This is a genomic window from Methanosphaera sp. DEW79 (genome assembly GCF_003266085.1).
Taxonomy (GTDB): Archaea; Methanobacteriota; Methanobacteria; order Methanobacteriales; family Methanobacteriaceae; genus Methanosphaera; species Methanosphaera stadtmanae.
Map to the genome: position 1 here is coordinate 12,535 of NZ_MUZW01000055.1, position 22,131 is coordinate 34,665.

Annotated in this window: 26 protein-coding genes and 1 tRNA gene; 18 read left to right on the plus strand and 9 right to left on the minus strand. The window is 27.0% G+C overall.

Going from position 1 to position 22,131, the window contains the following annotated elements; all coding sequences use genetic code 11:
- Positions 1-14: 14 nt before the first annotated feature.
- The 5 genes from BZ132_RS05025 to BZ132_RS05045 form a co-directional block, all read right to left on the minus strand.
- Positions 15-494, minus strand: coding sequence for a hypothetical protein (locus tag BZ132_RS05025; protein WP_011406635.1), 480 nt, complete (start codon positions 492-494; stop codon positions 15-17).
- A complete protein-coding gene (locus BZ132_RS05030) occupies positions 487-1,551 on the minus strand; it encodes a DUF1611 domain-containing protein (protein WP_112149637.1) in 1,065 nt (354 codons plus the stop codon). The genes BZ132_RS05025 and BZ132_RS05030 overlap by 8 nt, the downstream gene beginning before the upstream one ends.
- A 534-nt stretch (positions 1,552-2,085) precedes the next feature.
- Positions 2,086-3,093: an SIS domain-containing protein gene (locus BZ132_RS05035; protein ID WP_048059744.1), complete on the minus strand. Its 1,008-nt coding sequence runs from the start codon at positions 3,091-3,093 to the stop codon at positions 2,086-2,088.
- A gap of 164 nt (positions 3,094-3,257) precedes the next feature.
- Positions 3,258-3,620 carry a hypothetical protein gene (locus BZ132_RS05040; protein WP_286940608.1) on the minus strand — a complete coding sequence of 121 codons (363 nt, stop codon included), beginning with the start codon at positions 3,618-3,620 and terminating at the stop codon, positions 3,258-3,260.
- A gap of 4 nt (positions 3,621-3,624) precedes the next feature.
- Positions 3,625-4,122 carry a hypothetical protein gene (locus tag BZ132_RS05045; RefSeq protein ID WP_286940609.1) on the minus strand — a complete coding sequence of 166 codons (498 nt, stop codon included), beginning with the start codon at positions 4,120-4,122 and terminating at the stop codon, positions 3,625-3,627.
- Positions 4,123-4,225: 103 nt separating this feature from the next.
- On the opposite strand from BZ132_RS05045, the gene sfsA reads away from it, so the two are divergent.
- From sfsA to BZ132_RS05090, 9 genes are all read left to right on the plus strand, one after another.
- Entirely contained in the window at positions 4,226-4,954 is a 729-nt protein-coding gene (sfsA, locus tag BZ132_RS05050; RefSeq protein ID WP_011406640.1) for a DNA/RNA nuclease SfsA, read from the plus strand.
- Complete coding sequence (locus BZ132_RS05055; protein ID WP_112149640.1) at positions 4,951-5,397, plus strand: hypothetical protein; 447 nt, start codon at positions 4,951-4,953, stop codon at positions 5,395-5,397. The genes sfsA and BZ132_RS05055 overlap by 4 nt, the downstream gene beginning before the upstream one ends.
- Before the next feature lie 141 nt (positions 5,398-5,538).
- A complete protein-coding gene (locus BZ132_RS05060; RefSeq protein WP_112149641.1) occupies positions 5,539-5,814 on the plus strand; it encodes a hypothetical protein in 276 nt (91 codons plus the stop codon).
- On the plus strand, positions 5,811-6,011 hold the full coding sequence (locus tag BZ132_RS05065) for a TIGR04165 family Cys-rich peptide (RefSeq protein ID WP_011406643.1): 201 nt from the start codon (positions 5,811-5,813) through the stop codon (positions 6,009-6,011). The genes BZ132_RS05060 and BZ132_RS05065 overlap by 4 nt, the downstream gene beginning before the upstream one ends.
- Before the next feature lie 22 nt (positions 6,012-6,033).
- A complete protein-coding gene (locus tag BZ132_RS05070; protein WP_048059745.1) occupies positions 6,034-6,198 on the plus strand; it encodes a 4Fe-4S binding protein in 165 nt (54 codons plus the stop codon).
- Positions 6,199-6,208: 10 nt separating this feature from the next.
- A complete protein-coding gene (locus tag BZ132_RS05075; RefSeq protein ID WP_112149642.1) occupies positions 6,209-7,390 on the plus strand; it encodes an NAD(P)/FAD-dependent oxidoreductase in 1,182 nt (393 codons plus the stop codon).
- A 34-nt stretch (positions 7,391-7,424) separates the two neighbouring features.
- On the plus strand, positions 7,425-8,345 hold the full coding sequence (locus BZ132_RS05080; protein ID WP_112149643.1) for a DUF5591 domain-containing protein: 921 nt from the start codon (positions 7,425-7,427) through the stop codon (positions 8,343-8,345).
- 53 nt (positions 8,346-8,398) lie between these two features.
- Positions 8,399-8,698, plus strand: a complete 300-nt coding sequence (locus tag BZ132_RS05085) for a metal-sulfur cluster assembly factor (RefSeq protein WP_011406647.1) — start codon at positions 8,399-8,401, stop codon at positions 8,696-8,698.
- A 157-nt stretch (positions 8,699-8,855) separates the two neighbouring features.
- A tRNA-Ile gene (locus BZ132_RS05090) sits at positions 8,856-8,930 on the plus strand.
- A gap of 225 nt (positions 8,931-9,155) precedes the next feature.
- Here the strand turns inward: BZ132_RS05090 and BZ132_RS05095 are convergent.
- Both BZ132_RS05095 and BZ132_RS05100 read right to left on the minus strand, forming a co-directional pair.
- Positions 9,156-10,202, minus strand: coding sequence for a hypothetical protein (locus BZ132_RS05095; RefSeq protein ID WP_011406648.1), 1,047 nt, complete (start codon positions 10,200-10,202; stop codon positions 9,156-9,158).
- A 211-nt stretch (positions 10,203-10,413) separates the two neighbouring features.
- Positions 10,414-10,638 carry a HypC/HybG/HupF family hydrogenase formation chaperone gene (locus BZ132_RS05100; RefSeq protein ID WP_011406649.1) on the minus strand — a complete coding sequence of 75 codons (225 nt, stop codon included), beginning with the start codon at positions 10,636-10,638 and terminating at the stop codon, positions 10,414-10,416.
- 278 nt (positions 10,639-10,916) lie between these two features.
- On the opposite strand from BZ132_RS05100, the gene BZ132_RS05105 reads away from it, so the two are divergent.
- Positions 10,917-12,251, plus strand: coding sequence for a YhgE/Pip domain-containing protein (locus BZ132_RS05105; protein WP_011406650.1), 1,335 nt, complete (start codon positions 10,917-10,919; stop codon positions 12,249-12,251).
- Positions 12,252-12,275: 24 nt separating this feature from the next.
- Here the strand turns inward: BZ132_RS05105 and BZ132_RS05110 are convergent, their stop codons facing one another.
- Positions 12,276-12,779, minus strand: a complete 504-nt coding sequence (locus BZ132_RS05110) for an amino acid-binding protein (protein ID WP_112149646.1) — start codon at positions 12,777-12,779, stop codon at positions 12,276-12,278.
- Between the two features lie 147 nt (positions 12,780-12,926).
- Here BZ132_RS05110 and BZ132_RS05115 point away from each other — a divergent pair, with 147 nt between their 5' ends.
- From BZ132_RS05115 to BZ132_RS05150, 8 genes are all read left to right on the plus strand, one after another.
- The gene (locus tag BZ132_RS05115) at positions 12,927-14,297 is read left to right on the plus strand and encodes an anthranilate synthase component I family protein (protein ID WP_286940611.1); all 1,371 of its coding nucleotides are present in this window, start codon (positions 12,927-12,929) and stop codon (positions 14,295-14,297) included.
- Positions 14,297-14,869: an aminodeoxychorismate/anthranilate synthase component II gene (locus tag BZ132_RS05120; RefSeq protein ID WP_112149648.1), complete on the plus strand. Its 573-nt coding sequence runs from the start codon at positions 14,297-14,299 to the stop codon at positions 14,867-14,869. The genes BZ132_RS05115 and BZ132_RS05120 overlap by 1 nt, the downstream gene beginning before the upstream one ends.
- A 6-nt stretch (positions 14,870-14,875) precedes the next feature.
- Positions 14,876-15,667, plus strand: coding sequence for an indole-3-glycerol-phosphate synthase (locus tag BZ132_RS05125; protein WP_011406654.1), 792 nt, complete (start codon positions 14,876-14,878; stop codon positions 15,665-15,667).
- Positions 15,668-15,683: 16 nt separating this feature from the next.
- Entirely contained in the window at positions 15,684-16,361 is a 678-nt protein-coding gene (locus BZ132_RS05130) for a phosphoribosylanthranilate isomerase (protein WP_286940612.1), read from the plus strand.
- 10 nt (positions 16,362-16,371) lie between these two features.
- On the plus strand, positions 16,372-17,553 hold the full coding sequence (trpB, locus tag BZ132_RS05135; protein WP_011406656.1) for a tryptophan synthase subunit beta: 1,182 nt from the start codon (positions 16,372-16,374) through the stop codon (positions 17,551-17,553).
- Positions 17,550-18,359 carry a tryptophan synthase subunit alpha gene (trpA, locus tag BZ132_RS05140; RefSeq protein WP_011406657.1) on the plus strand — a complete coding sequence of 270 codons (810 nt, stop codon included), beginning with the start codon at positions 17,550-17,552 and terminating at the stop codon, positions 18,357-18,359. Before trpB ends, trpA begins: the two co-directional genes overlap by 4 nt.
- 5 nt (positions 18,360-18,364) lie before the next feature.
- Positions 18,365-19,414: an anthranilate phosphoribosyltransferase gene (trpD, locus tag BZ132_RS05145; RefSeq protein WP_011406658.1), complete on the plus strand. Its 1,050-nt coding sequence runs from the start codon at positions 18,365-18,367 to the stop codon at positions 19,412-19,414.
- 124 nt (positions 19,415-19,538) lie between these two features.
- Complete coding sequence (locus BZ132_RS05150; protein WP_286940613.1) at positions 19,539-20,846, plus strand: NAD(P)/FAD-dependent oxidoreductase; 1,308 nt, start codon at positions 19,539-19,541, stop codon at positions 20,844-20,846.
- 37 nt (positions 20,847-20,883) lie between these two features.
- On the opposite strand, the gene BZ132_RS05155 is transcribed toward BZ132_RS05150, so the two are convergent.
- Positions 20,884-21,936: a hypothetical protein gene (locus BZ132_RS05155; RefSeq protein ID WP_011406660.1), complete on the minus strand. Its 1,053-nt coding sequence runs from the start codon at positions 21,934-21,936 to the stop codon at positions 20,884-20,886.
- Between the last annotated feature and the right edge of the window lie 195 nt (positions 21,937-22,131).

Consider the following 22,131-nt stretch of genomic DNA (forward strand, 5'->3'; position numbering starts at 1 on the left):
TAGAAAAAGTAGTTTTATTGTCTTAACACTCTTATATCCTTAGGAGTTACAACAATAACATTTTTTGTACTTCCAAGTAAGATTACACTTGCATTTGTTGCATTTTTAAATGCTTTTAATGTTGAAGATAGCTTTCTAAATTCAGAAGCTCTTCTTTCTTGAATATATTTTAAATCAAGTATTGCTGGAACACCTGTTTTATTTACATTATCTAATTCATCTGATAATGAATTTAAGGATTTAATTTTTACTAAACGAATAGTATCAATATTTACACCTTGTTCTGGTTCAATTAAGACTGCTTCATCATCAGAATGATCAACAATTATATCTTCATAATCTGATTCATATGAATCACCCACATCTGAAATGAAATTATCACTTAACATTTTTTGATCATCGTCAAAGTTAGGTTCCATATCTGAATCAACATTATAATCACGATCCAAACTTTTTTTAATATTAATTGAAATATCCCTTAGGCTATTATCCATTTTTCTCACCTATATAATCCAAAACAGTCTTTAACAAACGTTTAAGACCACCATTAGAATTTGTATGTATATCCACAGTAGGTAAATTAAATTTTGATTCTATATTCTCTAATGATAAATCAGGAGCATTTCTTCTATTAATTGATAAAGCAACTACTTTTGTAGGTTCAACAGCTTCAATAGCATTTAATTCTGTGGAAATACCAACAGGTTCTCTGAATGGATGGTTTTCCCTGTGACATAATACTACAGCATCTGGCATTGCTCCAAACAATATAGCTGCTGAAAGTCCTTTAGGATGTGGATTACCAGTTTCTGTTAAACTTGATTGACCTTCAATGAAAATAATATCTGCATCTTCCTCTTCTTCAAAATATTTTACTGTTCCCATTATAGCTGAAGGAACATCCATTACAGATAAACTTCCAGCTCTGAAATTAATATCAGTTGGAGGTTGTAATCCCATTTCATCTGTTGAAAATATTTTTGCATTGAGACCTAACTCTTTTGCTGCTTTACCCAAGTTACGTGTTGTGGTTCTTTTTCCACATTCTTGTGATGTACCACCTATAAATATAACAGGTTTTTTATGATGATATGTTATTTTTGGTAATACTTCTGTTACTTTTTCTGGTGCAGTACCTATTACTTTTTCAACATTATCTAATCTTGAACTTATTTGTTTTATTTGAACACCTTTTTGATTAGCAAATTTTATTAGGGATGGATTTTCTTCTAAAGGTAATGATCTAAATGATGTTAATACATTTTGTCCTAGATCTATAGCTTGAACTGCATATTTTAAAGCAGCACCTTCAGCTCCTATAGGTAACATTATTGCTACTGTTTTTGAATTTGATTCTTCAACCAATGTTTTTAAATCAGAACCTACTATATGTCCACAAAATTCTTTTCCTTGTTTTGCTTTAGAATCATCTAAAAAGCCAGCAGTTTCAACTCCATCAAAATTAGATAATTTTTCTCCACCTCCACCAGCTCCAATGATTATAAACGGACTTAAATCCTGAAAATCTTTACTAGATGTTATAGAATACAAAAAATCACTTCTCCAAAAAAATTTATTTTATAAATAATTATATAATTTTAAATCTATTATATTTAGATATATTTCAACTATAATTTATAATTATACATTTTTTTATAAAAAAAGTAATTTATTATTAGTATTTAAAAAAATGTTTTATTAATTAGATTTATAAAAAAATTATATTCATAATATAATTTCTAGAAATATATTAAAATCAGATTTTACACTTAAAATAGAATTTAATTAAAAAATTTAAGTATTAATAAAATTTAAATTAGTAATATACAATAAAATAAGGATGAAAATTATAAAGTAGAACAAATATTACTATAAACGACTAATATCCATTTTAAAAACAAAAACATATCTTTTAGAGACTTAAACCTTTAAATTTTTATTTAGAAAAAAACTTAAAAAAAATTTTCAGGAATATTTAAAACATAACATACATTCTTAATTATTTACAACAGTAACATATAAAACTAGGTAATATCAATTGATAAAAAGTAGTATAAAAAAAAAATAAAATTTATTGGATATTATTTAATATCTTATTTTCCCAATATGTCTTGTACTTCCCGGATCTTCATTGTTATATATTGACAAGTGGTATATAAACCATTCTAATGGTACTATTAATGCAAATGGTGTTAATAAAGGATGAATATCAGCATAATCATTTAAATTAAATAATATTGAATTTACTTCTAAATCTTCACAGAACTTTATTGCTCTATTTGTCACATCATCAAAATTATTGCCTGCTTTTAGAAATACAACTGTAACTCCTTTTTCAACTCTTTCAATTAATCCATGTCTAAATTCGCCTGAATATACTGGACATGCATGTTTTAATGCTCCTTCCATAAACATTGTCATTGCTAGTTTATATGCTAATCCAAAGTTTAATCCACTACCCATACAGTAGAATAAATCCACATCCTTATTTATTCTTGCTATTTCCTTAGATTTTTCCTCTGTAGTTTCTATTGCTTCTTCAATTAAATCAGGAACTGTGTATAATTGAGTTAGTATTTCTTCTGATTCTTTAGTTTTTATCATATTGAAGAATATAACATACAATGCAAATAATTGTGTTACATATGTTTTTGTACCTAAAATAGCCACTTCTTCTCCACATAATGTTATTATTGCATCATCAGCTTCTTTTGCCATGGAACTATCACTGACATTTGTAATAGCTACTGTTTTTAAATTATATTCTTTTGCTTTTCTTAGAGCTGAAAGTGTATCTGATGTTTCACCAGATTGTGATGTTAAAATAACACCCATATTACTATCTTTTACTAGATATTGATGATCAGTAAAATCAAAACCTGTTTGTACATCAATATTAATATCAGACAGAGATTTTATTGCATCACGTATCGTATAACAAGTAGAAATAGAGCTTCCACAACCTATTAAAAATATTTTATCAAGATTAAGAAATTCTTTAGATATGTATTCCATGTGTCTTTTTTCAGATTCTATTGTACGTCGTAAAGAAATTGGTTGATCTTTAATTTCTTGATACATAGCATATTTCATTGAACTTATCTCCCAGTTTAATGTTTGAAAACATGATTCCATTTAATTAATTTATTTTTTTTTGAATATGATGTTTATTAAAAAAAATGTATAATTATATTTAGTTATATCTCTTTAATTATATAATAATTATCTTAAATATAGAATATGTTATGAATTCAGTTTTAATTATCAGTGAAAAGATTAGTTTGTATATATATATCATATACTTGTAATACATATAATAAAAAATATGTTATTAGTAATAATAAAGCAACAAAACTTGCATCTATATAACAAATCATATTGTAACATAAACTTATAAGTGCATATAAAATGAAAAATATTGGAATTAATAAGAAAAACAATATACCTTTATGCCATTGCTTTAGATAGAAATAACTAAATCCTGGAAAAAATAACGATAAAATCATTGCTAACTTCATATTTTTAGATGTTTTATTATCATTTTGTGATAATATAGAACCACAGAACCTGCAAATATCATTTTCATCAGGATTTTCATAACCACATAGTTGACATTTCATAACATCACTCTCTTTTATCAAATTCAGTAGCAGTAACCAAGATATTTATAAGATATAATATTATACATGTTGTAAACATGATTAATACTATTGTTTGCTGTTTTAATAATGCATATAATAAAAATGCAAATATGAATAAAAATATTTCTCCAAAGAAGAATAAACATCCTTTTTTAATATCTTTTATATAAAAACAACCCATTCCACATATAAATGAAGAGAATAATATTGCAATAACTTTTCTTTCATTATAATCTTTATTTTGATTAATTGAATTTGAGTTTATATTTTTAAAATAATTGTTGTTACTTGTATTATATTTTTCTTCTAAAAATTTATGATATAACTGTTTTAGGGTATTATTAGACAAATTATCTTCTTGAGTAATGCTATGATTAAATTTAAAATTATCTGCATTAGAAAATTCTAATCTTTTAGAACAATGAATACAATATGTATATTCATCAGGATTTTCAAAATTACAATAAATACATTTAACCACAAACATAGCCTCACTTATTTTTAAATAAATAATATATAATTATTATTTTATATATTTTTATAAGAATATAAATAAAATCAGTGAAAATTAGGAAGTTAGTGTTATGATAATAGATAATTTAACTATTGGAAAATATATATCAAGACCAAATCGTTTTACAATCGAATTTAAAGATAAAGATAAAGCAATTACACTGGCCCATTTACATGATCCTGGACGTTTAAAAGAACTATTAATTCCAAATACTGATGTTTTATTGAAATATATTAATACATATAAAGAAACTGGACGTAAAACTAAGTATGATGTTATAGCCATTAAAAATAAAAATAATTGGATCTTACTAAATAGTAGTTATCATAATAAATTAGTGGAAGAATTAATTAATACTAAAGAAATTAATAGTCTTGAAAATTTTCACATAGACAAACCTGAAATTAAATATAAAAATAGTAGAATAGATTTTTTATTGAAGGATGATAAAAACAATCCACTATATTTAGAAGTAAAAGGTTGTACTTTAGTTGAAGATACTACTGCTAAGTTTCCTGATGCTCCTACTAAAAGAGGAAAAAAACACGTGGAAGAACTTATGGAAATTCATGAAAAGGGCATTTTTACTATGGTGTTAATATTAGTTTTACATAATGATGCAGACGAATTTAAGCCAAATTATGACACTGATATTGATTTTAGCCAAACACTCCATGAAGCATATATAAGTGGTGTTAAAATATATCCCTTAAAAATAAATACTGAATTAAAAAATAACAGTATTATTCTAAAAAAAGATAGGATTTTATCAATAAAATTCAAGGAGAGAAATAAATGAAATGTGATAGATGTAACTTTGAAAATCCAGAAAATGAATCGTACTGTATAAATTGTGGTCAGAAATTACCTGAAAAACCAATGGTAACACATATTATTGTTAAATTTTCTAATAAAATCCCTGAAAACAATGAAAACAATAACTATTATTCTGTTACATATAGAGGTCCTGATAATACTGAAATTAACGATACTGCATATGGATGTATTAAAAAGACCATGAAAGATAATAAGAAATTGTTTATTGCCATTATTTTAAATTTAATTGTTGCAGGTACAGGTCATTTATATCTTAAAAGATACTATAGGGGTATAATTTTCTTAATACTTACTATTGGTTTATGTCTTACTTCATTATATAATTCCCAATTTGTTAATTTAGTAATTAGTGCTTATGTAATACAAACAATCGATGTGATTTTTTGTTACTATGAAAGACAATGAGTTTTTAATATAGAAATTATTATTGTATTTTAAATATATACATTATAATACAAAAAAATTAATTATTTATAAAAAATAAATATAATATATAATTATTCATTATACTAACAGTTGTTATTATAAATTAATACGAGGATATACATGGCAAGTCGAATCATAGAAGGATATAAATTATATAAGAACAATGATGTAATTATTGAACATTATGAACCCGACCATGTGATTTTTAAGGTTAAAAATAACAAAAATACTGATTATTACATTGTATCTATGATATATGGATATTGGAATTGTGATTGTGCAGATTACCAGTTTAGAAATCAACAAAATCCTGGTAGTTTTTATTGTAAACATTTACAAGCAGCACAATTTAAACTTCACGACCTATTAGAAAATAAAAAGGAAGGAAATTCATGAAAATAGAAGAATTATTAAAACCATGCCCAGAATGTGGATCTAAAGATAAAACCCAACATAGAGATTTTGATAATGAATTTAAAGCTTATGGTTCTAATGGTGAACTAAAATGTTCTAACTGCGGACATATCTTTATTACACGTGATGAAGCTATAGATCGTAGAAGAGAATCAGAAAAACAATTAGAAAATAAATAAATTAAATGTAGGAGTTAATATTATGATAGTAGAAGAATTTTGTATGTATTGTGGAGCTTGTGCAGGTGTGTGTGTAGCTGATGCTATAGAAGTACAAGAACTTAAAATCATAATCGATGAAGAAAAATGTACTAAATGTGGATTATGTGTAAAAACATGTCCTGTTGAAGCTTTAAAATTAGAATAGGATGATATTCATGATTGAAACTGATATTTTAGTAGTTGGAGCAGGACCTTCAGGATCACTAGCAGCAAAAGAAGCAGCATTACATGGTGCTGATGTTATATTAATAGATAGAAAATCTGAAATAGGATCACCAAAACGTTGTGCTGAAGGAGTTTCCAAGGATGGATTAGCACAATTAGGTATTAAACCTGATCCTAGATGGATTGCACGGGATTTATATGGGGTAAGATTAGTATCACCAAATAATACAAGTGTATGGATGGATAATAATACTATTAAAATACCTGAAGCAGGATATATACTTGAAAGAAAAGTATTTGATAAACATATGGCAATGGATGCTGCACGTGCTGGTGCTAAAATAATGATAAAAACAAATGCTACTTCCCTAAAAAGAGTAGATGATGGAATTATTGTTAGTACAAACCATATGGGTAAAGACATAGATATACATGCTAAAATTGTAATTGCCGCTGATGGACCTGAATCTCGTATAGGTAGATGGGCTGGACTTGAATGTAACACAGAATTTAAATATATGGAATCCTGTATACAATTTGAAATGGCTGGAGTTAATATGGAAAACAATAGGGATATTGCATTGTTCTTTGGAAGTGTTGCTCCAGGAGGATATGTATGGATATTCCCTAAAGGTGATGACATAGCAAATGTTGGTATTGGAGTTCTTAAAAATAAAACCAATAAAACAGCATATGAACATTTAATGGAATTTATAAAAACTTGTCCTGAAACTAAAGATGCTCAACCTGTTGAAATAAATGTTGGTGGAGATCCTGTTGGTGGAATTATTAAAGATAGAATTGGAGATAACATTCTTGTTGTTGGAGATGCTGCAGGTTTTGTAAATCCTTTAACTGGTGGTGGAATTAATTCTGCACTTGAATCTGGTGTATATGCTGGAATTGTTGCAGCTCAAGCTATTAAAGATGGAGATTATAGTAAGAACAATCTTAAAGAATATGTTTCATTAACTGATGAACATATTGGTAAACATTATAAGAAATATAATAAAGCTAAAGAATATCTTTTATCATTAGAAGATGAAGAACTTGATGAAATTGCTGAAGAATTTGCAAAAGCTGACTTTGAAGAAGTAAATCCAAGAACATTAATTAAAATGTTAATTAAGGTTTCACCTAAAGCTTTAGTTAAATTAGGTAAATTATTCTAAAACTCTTATTTACCCCTTTTTTAAGGAAGATAATATGAAAAATGCAAAAATACCCTGTATAACAGAATTATCCTTACATAGACCTGAAGTTGTTAGATGGCAACAACGTATGCAACTACTCAAACCATATACAGATACTGTAGTTGTATTACCTTGTAGTATGAAAAAACCTTATTCCCAATCTAAATCACATACATTATTTCGAAAGTACACAAAAGGTTTACAAGAAGTTATATTAACTTCTCCTTTTGGAATCTGTCCAAGAGAAATGGAAAAAACATACCCTATTCAATCATATGATGCTTCAACAACAGGTGATTGGTCTGATGAAGAAATAAAAACTTCTGGTAAATGTTTAAAAGATTATGTTGGAGATAGAAAAGTTATTGCTCATGTAAGTGGTGGTTATAGAGCAGCTTGTGAAGAATATCTAGATAATGTTGTTTATACATGTACTGATGGAAATACACGTTCAAACAAATCTCTAGAAAATCTTAAAATAGCTGTTAAAAAGGCTGATAAAGTAAGTCAATCAAAGCATAGAATTCATGATCTACAATCAATAGCTAGATATCAATTTAACACTAAAAAAGCAGATAAATTAATACCTGAAAATACACAGACTCGTGGTCGTTTTAATACTAGAATTTTAGTTGATAAAACCCAAATTGCAACACTACACTTTGAAACTGGATTATATACATTAAATTTACCTGCTGGTAAAATATTAAAAGAAGAAAAAATTAATAGAGTGTTTATTAATTTTGATTTACAATCAAATACTTTATTTACACCAGGAATTGATGATGCTGATGAAAATATTATACCTAATGATGAAGTTGTTATTATAAATAATGATGAAGTTGTAGGTGTTGGTAAATCAACAATGAGTGGAAAAGAATTAGTAGAATCTACTAAAGGTGTTGGTGTTAAAATTAGACACCAGATAAAATAAAAAAATATATAAAAAATAAATTTAAAAGTAATTAATAAATAGGAGATAAAAAAATGGTAGATGGCAATATAAAAGATGAAATTCAAGATAAATTATCACTTATAGCTGATCCTCATATGGGTATTAGTATTGTTGAAATGGGACTTGTAAGAGATATTACTGTTGATGAAGCTAATAAAACAGCAAAAGTTGTTTTATCCCCAACAAATCCAGGATGTATGAGTATTGCTAATGTAGCAATGGCATCCAAATTAGAAATTGAAAAATTAGACAGTATTGATAAAGCTGAAATAGAAGTTATTGATCATATGATGGCAGACACCATCAATGAAATGGTTAATAAGGAAGAATAATTTTTTAATTCATTATTTAGATAAAAAAATCATTTTGATGTATTTTTACATCAAATTTTTTTTGAAAAAAATAAAAACCACAAAGTATATATATTAAGTACATACAATATAGTAATAGTTGCTTAAGTACAACTATAAAACTGATTTTGATTAGTAAGGGCGCGTGGCTCAGCTTGGTTAGCGCGCACGGCTGATAACCGTGAGGTCATGGGTTCGAATCCCATCGTGCCCACTTTATAAACTATTTTACTAAAAATAAATATTTATAGATATTATTTTTATATTAAAAAGAATATAACTTATTTTTCCAAAATTCTAAAGAATATTTAATAGAATATAAAATATATTAAAAAATACTTATACTTATTCTAGAATAAAAAAAAGATATTTTATATGATTATACTCAGTAAAACTAGATTTATCCACATAACTACTATCTTAAGAAAAAAAATATTTTTTATAAATTTTCCAAGATAAAATCAACTAATGTATCTGTTCCATGTATTATATTACTAGAATATTTTTTTGTTGCTTTTTTCATTTCTAATTCATTAGATAATGCATCATTTACAACACTAGTTATGTTATCTACATTACTCTCTATTACTGCCCCATCAAATACTTTAGATAATCCATGATATCTTCCATATTTCACACCAACAACTACCACAACAGGTATTTCACATGCTATTGTTTCATGTAATGTTGCTCCATCATCTGTTATTACAGCTAAATCAATCAAGTCATATAGATGTTTAATGTAATTTATATATCCTAAATTCATGATATTAGGATAATCAACAATATCTCTAACAACATCGTTTAAAGGTTCACCTATTAAGAAAATATTTATATTATCTGATTCCTCTGCATATTTACGTACTGCTTTTGCCATGTCCTCAAATAAAGTGGATCCAGAAGAGAAAAGTACTGATTTTTTAGTTGAATTATAATTATCCGGCAAAATATCTAGGATATTTTCTTTATCACCATTAACAATATCAGTTTTGATTGGTATATAATTATCAATTGAAGGATATTTTGAAATATTATTTTTTGAATTAAATAGTGGTGATTCTGGTAATAAAATTGTAGGATTACATTTAATAGAAATTTTTGTATCATTTGGTGTTGAAACTACACCAACTACAGGTACACCTGATAATTTAGCAGCTAAACATCCTACTACTACACCCCCACCAATAATTCCAACAACACCATCTGCTTTTTCAGATTTAATAAGAAGTGATGCTTGAATTATGGCTTTTATTGTTTTCAAACCTGCTTTAAATAGGTTAAGTTTTGTTGATGCATGACCCCCTGCTGCTGGAATTGATGATTTAAGCCAAGAAATATTTTTATTTTTATAATAATATCCTTGAGCTTTAGAATCTAGCACTATTTTTGTAGAAATATTTCTTTCATTTAATGCTTCTGAAATAGTATGTGCTATTACTGCATCACCACCTATTCCCCTACCTGTTACAAATAATAATAATTTCATTTATTTTACCTACTGATATATTTTCATATAAACATATTATATTTATAAATAATACTAATATGTATTGAAAAATATTAAATTTTTCTTTTTATGGACTATAAAAAAAGGTATGAAAATATAATCTAATATAAATACTTAAAAATAAGTTTAAATTAATAATAAGTTAATTTTAAAAAAAAGATAGTGTTTAATAAAAAAAAGAATGAAGAATTTATTCATTTTCTAATTCTTCAAGTAATTCATTCCAAGCATTTAATGATTCTTTTGCTGCTTCTTCTGTTAATACTTCTATAGCATAACCTGAATGTATAAGTACATAACTACCTATATCTGCTTCTACTAAATCCAATTTAGCTTCTTGTTTAACTCCTCCAAAATCACAAGTTGCTATATTATCATTAATTTCAACTATTTTAGCTGGTGCTGCAATACACATTTTATACTCCTCCTTATTCTATATCATAATAGATAATAATTATTTATTAAAAAAAAGTTTATTTTTTTAAATCTTGCCATTATTATGTTATTTATATATTATTTGTAATATTTAAAGATAAAGTTTACAACAAGTTATGTATAAAAAATTATATATATAAAAAATAATATAACATATATGTGATACACTTTAAGATTAATATTATTCTAAATTATTTTCATTTTAAGTACACAAGATAATATTTTTAGAATAAAAAAAATAATTTATAAAGTGATTAAATGATAAAAAATATACAAAAAATCATCAAAGATGATATTTCAGCTGCTTTAAAAAATCCAGTAGTTTTAATTGTATTAATCGCATTAATCATACTTCCATCATTATACTCTGTAATAAATATATATGCATGTTGGGATCCATATGAAGATACTGATAACATTAATTTTATCATAGTAAATAATGATAATCCAGTTACAGTTAATGGAACAACTTATGCTTATGGAGATATGGTTGTTGATGAATTAAAGAATAATTCAAATTTTAATTGGGTTTATAAAGATGAAGATGAAGCTCGAGAATCTCTAAAAAATGGAACAGATTATGCAGCCATAATCATACCAGAAGACTTTTCAAAAGACATATTATCAGTTTATTCAGGAAATCCTAAACAAGCAAAGATAGAATATCTTGATAATGATAAAACAAGTCCAGTAGCTCCTAAAATAACTTCAAAAGCAGCATCTAATGTAGTAAATGAAATTAATAATAAAATACATGAGGAATATAATACTAAAAATTACATTAGTTCTAATCCTGTTCTTCTACAACAAGCACAATCAAGTCAAACACAAAATACAACTACTGCAAATACTACTAATACAACAGTTACAAACACAAACAATAGTTTAGCTCAATCAACTTCAATACAAAATGTTAAAAATTATTTCCATGAACCTACAACTTTAAGTAATTATAGTTACTATGAAGCTGATACTTATGGTCAACAAGTATCATCATTCTATACAGTTCTTGCTGCATGGGTTGGTGGTATTATACTAGTAGCATTATTAAGTACAAAACCTACAGAAAATAAGGAAAAATACAAACCAATTGAAGTATACTTTGGAAAAATAGGATTATTCTCCATAATGAGTATATTACAAGCAATTGTTACATTTATAGCATTGAGTTTATTAGGTATTCCAATGAGTAACAGTGTTTTAATGTTAGGTTGTATGATACTAATAGGTTTGTCTTTTACAGCGATAATCTATTCACTAGTATCAGTATTTGGTAATGTAGGTAAAGCTATAGCTTTAATAATATTAGTATTCCAAATATCTGGAACTAATGGTATTTATCCTATAGAAATTATGTCTACATTATTCCAAACAATAATGCCTTACTTACCAATGACATATGCAATTTTAATATTAAAAGATGCTATCTTTGGAGTTGTATGGCCATCATTCATAAGAAATGTACTTTGTTTAATTATATTCCCACTATGTGCAGTGGCTTTAAGTATTGTAGTTAAAGAAAAATTAGATAAAAGTAGTAAATTCTTTGAAGAAAAACTTGATGAAAGTAATTTATTTGAATTAAGAAAATAATTCAAATATCTTATTATTCTTTTTTTAATATAATGAAACTTTTGAAACACCCTCTATTTTTAATAATAATTGAATTAAATCACCATTTACAGGTTTATCTGTAATGATTGTTAAGTGAGGTGTTAAATCTATTTCAGGATCACTTGCATAAGCTTGTCTAATACTTATTTTTTCATATGCTAATAATTCTGTTACTTTACTTAATATTCCAGGTTTATTTGCTTCTCCTTCAATCTCGATTACTCCTAAACCCAAGGTGTCTGATAAATTAGTTAAGAGAGCACCTGATGGATATATATTTGTAAAAATATTTTTTAAAATATCATCCTTTAATATATTCTCAATTGTTGATGTTACTACTCTTCTATCTGTATCTACTGATTTTGCAAGTGAGGATATGTTTATTTCAACATCTTTACAGTATATTTTTTTATCTTCATCCACTTTTAATCCTAATTCAAGCATTTTTCTTATAATTTTTTGTTGAGAAGGATATTTATCAAATTTTTCAAGTATATCTTTCCACATTGTAATTAATTCCCTTTTTTTTATCTATATAATAAATATGTATTGATGTTTAATATATACGTTTAATGTATAAATTTATACACTATAACTTTATATAGTACATTGATGTAATATTAATATAGACAAAGGTGATATAAATGAAAAAGAGTGAATGTTTTTGGCGACTTAAAAAAGCTAATTAAAAAACCAACAACTAAAAAAATTGAAATAGACAATCCAGTAAAACTATTTAAAAACCTATATTATAACTACAAAGACACATTTTTACTTGAATCCATGGAATCAGATAGTGGACTAGCAAGATATTCAATAATAGGATTTAATCCAGTAGCAAAAATAAAAGCACATGATCATAATGTAACTATTACAACAGATACATATACATTTGAATATACTTCAGACAACCCATTACTTGACATAAAAACATTGATTAAAAATGATTTTAAAGAAGAAGGATTTAGAGGAGGATTACTTGGATATGTTTCATATGAATCAATTAAATATTTTGAAAATGTACCAACACATAAAAGTATCTATCCTGACTTTGAATTTGGACTATTTCTAGATTGTGTTGTATATGATAATATACATAAAACATGTGAATACACAACATTAAATGAAGATAGAAGTGATCTAATTAAAAGAATATACCAAGAAGAACATACAAATGGAATTCTTGAATATAAATTAATACAAGAAGATTTTACACAAGATGAATATGAAAATGCAGTAGATGAAACTAAAAATCTAATTACTGATGGTGAAATATTCCAAGCTGTAATTTCAAACTCTGAAAATCTTGTTCTTAAAGGAAGTAAACTTCCCTTATATGAACACCTAAGAAAAATAAACCCATCTCCTTACATGTATCATATAAAATTAGACCAAAGAGAAATTATTGGTTCAAGTCCTGAAATGTTAATGAGACTGGAAAAAGGTACTGTTGAATCATATCCTATTGCAGGTACAAGGCCAAGAGGAAAAAATAAACAAGAAGACGAAGAGTTAGAAAAATCCTTGCTAAATGATGAAAAAGAATTAGCAGAACATTTAATGCTAGTTGATTTAGCTCGTAACGATATTGGAAAAATCAGTAAAAGCAACACTGTTAAACTTGAAGAATTCTATGGTATTAGAAAATTTTCACATGTACAACATATAGTATCACATGTAACTGGTAAATTAAATGACAATTTAGATGCCATTGATGCATTCATGTCATTATTCCCTGCTGGAACATTAAGTGGAGCTCCAAAAATAAGAGCAATGGAAATTATAAATCAAAAAGAAAAATATGCAAGAGGACCATATGGTGGTGCAGTAGGATATTTCTCATTAAATGGTAATGCAGACTTCGCTATTACAATAAGAACATTAACTACCAATGACAATAGGGCAGAAATACAAGCTGGTGCAGGAATTGTATATGATTCAATACCTCAATCAGAATATGAAGAATGTAGAAGAAAAAGACAGGCACTTTTTCAAGCTCTTAAAGAATCAGGGAGTGAAATATGATGATATTAATTATAGATAACTATGATTCTTTTACATACAATCTATATCAGTTAGTGGGAAAATATACTGATGATGTTGAAGTTGTAAGAAACAATGAAATAACAATTGATGAAATAGAAAAAATGAATCCTAGCCATATTATACTATCACCAGGTCCTGGAAATCCAACAAAAAGTAGAGATTTTGGAATTTGTGGAGATATAATTAGTAACTTTAAGAAAACACCAATTTTAGGTGTATGTTTAGGACACCAAGGAATATTTTCAAAATATGGTGGAAAAATTTCAAAAAATAAACCTGTTCATGGAAAAAAAGACAGTATCATACATGAAGATTCTCCACTTTTTAAAGACATTCAAAAGGAATTTGAGATTGTTAGATATCATTCATTAATATGTGATGATACATCCATACCAAAGGATTTAAAAGTTACAAGTTATACTAGGGACAATATTATCATGTCAATTGAGCATGTAAATTATCCAACCTATGGTATTCAATTTCATCCAGAATCAATTGGAAGTTCATATGGTGATACTATAATCAAAAATTTCTTAAGTATTAATGGATGATCTAATATGAATGTTATAGATAGAATAATAGAAAATAAAAAAGTAACACTCACACAAACTAAAAAACAAAAACCCCTAGAAAAACTTAAAGAAGAGGCAATTGACATAGTTTCTACAAAAACAAAGTTATTTAGATTTCAAGAAAAACTAAAAAATAAAACAACACAACTCATTGCAGAATACAAACCTGCAAGTCCATCAAAAGGAAATATCAGTACATTAAAAGCAGAAGATGTTATTCCAATATATGATAAAAATAACGTAGACATGATGTCAATTTTAACTGAAGAAACATACTTTAAAAGTAATCTAAAAAATTTTAACATAGCAAACAACTTAACAAACAAACCATTACTTAGAAAAGATTTTATTATAGATGAATACATGATCTATGAAGCTGCTGTTAATAATGCTAGTGGAATATTATTAATAAGTGGAATCTGTCCTAATATAGAAGAATATTTGAATATTTCTAGAAATCTTGGATTAGATGCAGTAGTTGAATGTCATACATTAGAGGATATTGAATCTGTAGTAGATTATAACCCTGAAATTATTGGTATAAACAATAGAAATCTAGATGATTTTACTATTAATCTTAAAACAACAAAAGAATTAAAAAAATATGTTCCAAACTACTTAATATCAGAAAGTGGAGTAAAAACCATAGAAGATGCTAAAAAATTAAAGGAATATGGAGCAGATGGTATTTTAATAGGAACAAGTATCCTACAAAACAACACAGAAAAAGAAATTGAAAAATTTATTGAAAACCTAATTAACGTCCTAAAAAAATAAAAAGAAGGTATTGAATATGACACCTAAGATAAAAGTATGTGGTATAACAAATAGAGATGATTTAAAGAAAATTGAAAAATTAAATGTTAACCACGTAGGTTTTATAAATATTGAAAGATCAAGTAGAAATATTTCATTAGATGAAATAACTTATCTTAAAAAAAGTTTATCAGATAAGAACTTAGCAACATTAGTACTCGAACCAAATAATGCTTATGAAGCATTACTTAAAGCTAATAGAAGTGAAATATTTAACATACAACTACATTCACTCACCTGTTTTGATATTCGATATTTAATCTGGTTAAATCAGTACCATAATGGACAACGTCTTAATATCACCAAAGCAATAGGATTAAAAGATAAAATAGATACTAAAAAGAAAAAAGAAATTAGAAATCATTGTTTATACTCTGATAATATAATATTTGATTATGTTAAAGATGGCCTAACTGGTGGAACAAATACTTATATACCAATTGAAACTGCTATTAAAGCAAGTAGATTAGTTAAACAATATGATCCAAGAACTGAAGTTACATTAGCTGGAGGATTAAATTTAAACTACCTTGAAGAAATAAAAAATAAATTACATTATTTTGATAGAATAGATCTAAATAGTGGAGTAGAAGAAAAGCCTGGAAAGAAAAATATAAAAAAAATTAAAGAGATTATTAAATTAATTGAAGAATGAATGTGATATGATGAAATATGAAGGAAAATTTGGAAAATATGGTGGTATCTTTGTACCAGAATTATTAATACCTGCAATTGAAGAATTAGAAGAAGCATTCTACAAATTCAAAGATGATGAAGAATTTATGAATGAATTACATTTTTATCTTAAAGAATTTGCTTCTAGACCTACAGGCCTATATTATGCAGAAAATCTTTCAAATGAATTGGGATGTAAAATATATCTTAAAAGAGAAGATTTACTCCACACTGGTGCTCATAAAATAAACAATGCTATTGGACAAGGATTACTAGCAAAGTACATGGGTAAAACCGAATTAATAGCAGAAACTGGTGCTGGACAACATGGAATTGCAACTGCAGTAATTGGAGCTAAATTAGGATTGAAAGTAAAAATATTCATGGGATCTAAGGATGTTGAACGTCAAAAACTAAATGTATTCCGTATGGAATTATCAGGAGCCGAAGTAATTCCTGTTGATATGGGATCTAAAACCTTAAAAGATTCAATTAATGAAGCTTTTAGATACTGGATTTCCAACCTTGATACTAGTCATTATCTGATTGGAACAACAATGGGACCACATCCATATCCTTCAATGGTGAAATTTTTCCAAAGTGTTATAGGAAAAGAAGCACGTGAACAAATACTTGAAAAAGAAAATAAACTTCCAGATACTGTTATAGCATGTGTTGGTGGAGGAAGTAATTCCATAGGTATTTTTAGTGGATTTGTTGATGATGAAGATGTGGATCTTATTGGTGTTGAAGCAGCAGGTGATGGAATAGATACCAATGAACATGGAGCTACTTTAACTAAGGGAACTGAAGGTATACTTCATGGATCATTATCTATTGTATTACAAGATGAAGATGGACAAATTAATGATACAAGTAGTGTTTCTGCAGGTTTAGACTATCCTGGAGTTGGACCAGAACATGCTTATTTACAAAGTAGTGGTAGAGCAAAATATGTTCCTATTACAGATAAAGAAGCTTTAAATGCCTTTAGATTATTATGTGAAACTGAAGGAATTATACCTGCATTAGAAAGTTCACATGCAGTAGCATATGCTGTTAAATATGCAAAACAAGAAGAAAATAAAGGAAAAACTATCATTGTAAACTTATCAGGTCGTGGAGATAAGGATATGTTTACTGTAGCAAAAGAATTAGGGGTATCAATATGAGTATGAAAACATATACAGAAGTTTTTAAAAAATCTAAGGAAAATAATGAAGGAATATTCATACCATTTCTAGTGGCAGGAGATCCTGACTATGACACATCGTTAGAAATTGCTAAAACATTGGTTGATAATGGTGCAGATGCTCTTGAAATCGGTTTTCCATTTTCAGATCCAGTAGCTGATGGAAAAAGTGTTCAAAATGCAGACATTCGTGCATTTAACAGTGGTATGAACATTAAAAAATGTATTAAATTCCTAAAACAATTACGTGAATATACTGATAAACCATTTGGTTTACTATTATATTATAATCTAGTTTATAATTATGGAATTGATGCATTTTATAAGAAATTAAGTGAAATTGGAGTTAATGCCGTATTAATTGCAGATTTACCACCTGAAGAAGCAGATGATGTAATTGAAGCTTCTAACAAATATAATATAGAAGAAATTTTCATTGTATCACAAGCAACAAACAATGATAGATTAAAAATGATTACAGAAATTGTTGGTGGATTTATCTATGTTGCATCAGTTATGGGAACAACTGGTGCTAGATCAAATGTGGAACATAATACTACAGATTTAATAAAAAGAATTCGTAAACACACAGATATTCCATTATGTGTAGGATTTGGTATTTCACAACCAGAACATGTAAAAGAAGTGTTAGACGCTGGTGCAGATGGTGCTATTGTTGGTAGTGCATTGATTAATATTATTGAAGATAACTTAGATAATGAAGATGTTATGTTTGGATGTATAGCTGAATATATACAAAGTATGAAAGATGCTACAAAAAGGTAATTAGAATGATTAGTGAAGTATTAGATGATATTATTGATAAAAATCGAAATTTAACAGTTGATGAAGCTTATGAATGTATGGATGATTTAGTTAGTGGAAATTATCCTAATGTAGTTGTATCATCATTTTTAACTGCTCTTAGAATGAAAGGTGAAACTATTGATGAAATCACTGGTTTAACTAGAAGTATGAAAAATCATGCAGTGCAAATTGATTATAAACCAGAAGATTATCTTATAGAAACCTGTGGTACTGGTGGAGATACATTTAAAACATTTAATGTAAGTACTGTTGCATCTATTATTGCTAGTGCTGGTGGAGCTAAAATATCCAAACATGGAAATAGAAGTGTTAGTAGTAAATTTGGTGGAGCAGATGCTCTTGAAGCTTTAGGTGTTAATATTGAATTAAGTCCTGAGAAAGTAATTAATTCTATTGATAAATGCAACTTTGCATTTATATTTGCACCCATATATCATGTTGCTACAAAGAATGTTATGATGATTAGAAAACAGTTGAAAACTAGAACTGTTTTTAATTTATTAGGTCCAATTTCATGTCCTACAAATGTTAATGCTAGATTAACTGGAATTTATGATCCAGAACTTCTTGAAACAATTGCAAAGGTTGCTATGAATCTTGGAGTAGAATGTGGTATGATAGTACATGGATTTGATGAAAATGGAAATCCAGCTATGGATGAAATATCAAATATTGGAAAAACAAAAGTAGCTTTTATTGATAATGGAGACATTACTGTTAAATATATTACTCCAGAAGATTTTGGTCTAAGTTTTTCAAAACCTGAAGATATTGTTGCACCTGAAACTCCCCAAGAACACATACAGATTATATATAACATATTAAATAATGTTACTACAACATCACAAGATAGAGCACGACTTGATTTATGTTTAATGAATTCTGCAAGTATATTATATCTTACTAAAAAGGTAGATTCATTAGAAGAAGGAGTTATTTATTCAAGAAAGTTAATTGAAGATGGTAGTGCTAAAAAACAATTAGAAAAAATAATTAAATATAGTAATGAATAACTAAACTCTTTTTTACTTTTTTTTAAAAAAAATATTTTTTATAACAAATATCATGTAATAAAAAGAATATATTATACTATAGATATACTTTTTTATTTAAAATAAAATTAAAGAAATGATATTTATGACTAGAATTGTTATTATTGGTGCAGGACCTGCTGGACGTTTTGCTTCCATGGCTGCTGCTGAAGTTGGAAATGAAGTTACTCTTATTGAAAATAAACATATTGGTGGAAAATGTCTTAATCAAGCATGTATGGTTGTATGTGCATTGAATGATGTTTCAAAACATGTTCTTGATGCAGAAAATTTTAATAATCAGGGAATTATAGATTCCACACCTACTGTTAATTATAAAAGAGTTACTACATTAATTAAAGAAACTCAAAAAAAAATACGTAAAATTCTAACTAAAGAAACTATTAATACAGGGGTAGAATATGTTCAAGGTAGAGCTGAGGTTGATATTGAAAATAAAATGGTTATTGTTAATGAAGATGATGAATATCCATTTGATAAATTATTAGTATGTACTGGTTCCTCCCCATATATTCCAGATATTCCTGGAGTTCATAATGCATATACCTATAAGGATACTTTGAAGATTAATGAAGTTCCAGAAAAATTAGTTATTATTGGTGGAGGTTCCACTGCTGCTGAATATGCTAATATATTTTCTAGTCTTGGAAGTCAAGTTGAAATTTTATGCAGAACACAGTTTCTTAAAATGTTAAATGACTCTGAAGCTGAGGAATATATAGTATCTAAATTACTTAAAAATACAATCATACATGAAAATGTTGAAATTCAGGAGATTACAGATACATCAGTTGTTACTAATTTTGGAGAAATTGAAGGTACTGTTTTACTTGCAACTGGTGTAGTTGCCAATTCAGAAATTGTTAAGGATATTGTGGAACTTGACAGTGATGGAAACATACTTGTTGATGAATTCATGAAAACTTCCCATGAAGATATTTATGCTGCTGGAGATGTAATTGGTGGCATATTATCCACACCAGTATCACGTATGGAAGGTATATGTGCTATAAAAAATATTATGGGAAAAAAAGTAAAACCTGATTATTCATTAATACCTCTGACAATATCTCTATCATATGATGTAAGTTATATGTTAGGTAATCAAGTATCATCTATTGGAAAAGAAGTAACTTTACCAGGAGCTGCAGGACCGGGTTCATTTTGGAATACATTAAATGGAAAAACTGGTTTTACAAAAGAAGTTGTAAATAATGATGGAGATATTACAAATATACTTGCTATTACCCCATCATCAAATGTTGCACTTCCCTATATGATTAAATTAATAAAATCAGGAAGTAAAGTTAGTGATTTTGAAGATTTTATTGAAATTCATCCTACAACAGATGGTATTTTTAAATTAACTGAATATTTTAAACGTTATTTATAACATTTATCTTTTTTTTAAAAAAAAGAAGAATGAAGATTTATTTCATGTATTTTTCTACAAATTCTACTAAATCCTCAGGAGCTTTTATTATATCTTTAGCATATTTAGTTGTTGCTTCTTTCATTGAATCATAATTATTAAGAGCCTTGTTTACAACACTAGTTATATTATCCACATTACTCTCTATTACTGCCCCATCAAATACCCTAGATAATCCATGATACCTTCCATATTTTACACCAATAACAACTACTACTGGTATTTCACATGCTATTGTTTCATGTAGTGTTAGGCCATCATCTGTTATTACAGCTAAATCTACTAGGTCATATAGATCATTAATGTAATTTATATAGCCTAAATTTATAATATTAGGATGGTCTATGATTTTATTTATTCCCTCATGTAACGGTGCACCTATTAGAAATATATTTACATCATCATTCTCCTGAGCATAATTACGTGCTGCCTTTGCCATGTCATCAAATAATGTGGAACCTGAAGCAAAGAGTATTGATTTTTTATTTGCATCATATTTCTTAGGTAATTTATCAAGAATATTATTTTTATCACCATGAATTATATCCATCTTTATTGGTGAATATTGTTTTTGAATTTCATAATTAGATACATAATCATCTTTATGTGTAAATGCTGGTGATTCTGGTAGAAGTAAAGTTGGATTACATTTTAGAGATATTTTAGTATCTGTTGGAGTTGCAACTACTCCTATTGCTGGAACATGTGCAAGTTTAGCAGATAAACATCCAATAACAGATCCTCCCCCAATAACTCCAATTACACCGTCTGCTTTTTCTTTTTTAATTAAACGAGACCCTAAAATTACTGCTTTTATTGTTTTTAAGCCTGCCTTAAATAGGGATGATTTAGACGCTGCATGTCCACCTGCTGATGGTATTGGTGTTTTTAACCAAGACATATTACGTTTTTTAAAATAATATCCTGGAGCACTTGGATCTAATACTATTTTTGCAGAAATATTTTTGCTCTCTAGTGCTTTTAGTATATTATATGCAGTAACTGCATCACCTCCAATACCTCTACCTGTTACAAAAATTAACAATTTCATAATCTAGCCCCTTTTTTTTAAACTTTTAATAAAAAAATAAGATTCTTATTAATAATGTTATATATATTGAAGAACATTTATTAAAGTATTTACTATCTTGTTCAACAGAATATTAAAAATAGAAAGTTTTACTAGAATTATACTTATAAAAAGAAAATATTTACTAAACTAGACTTTATAAAATAAAATAAAAAG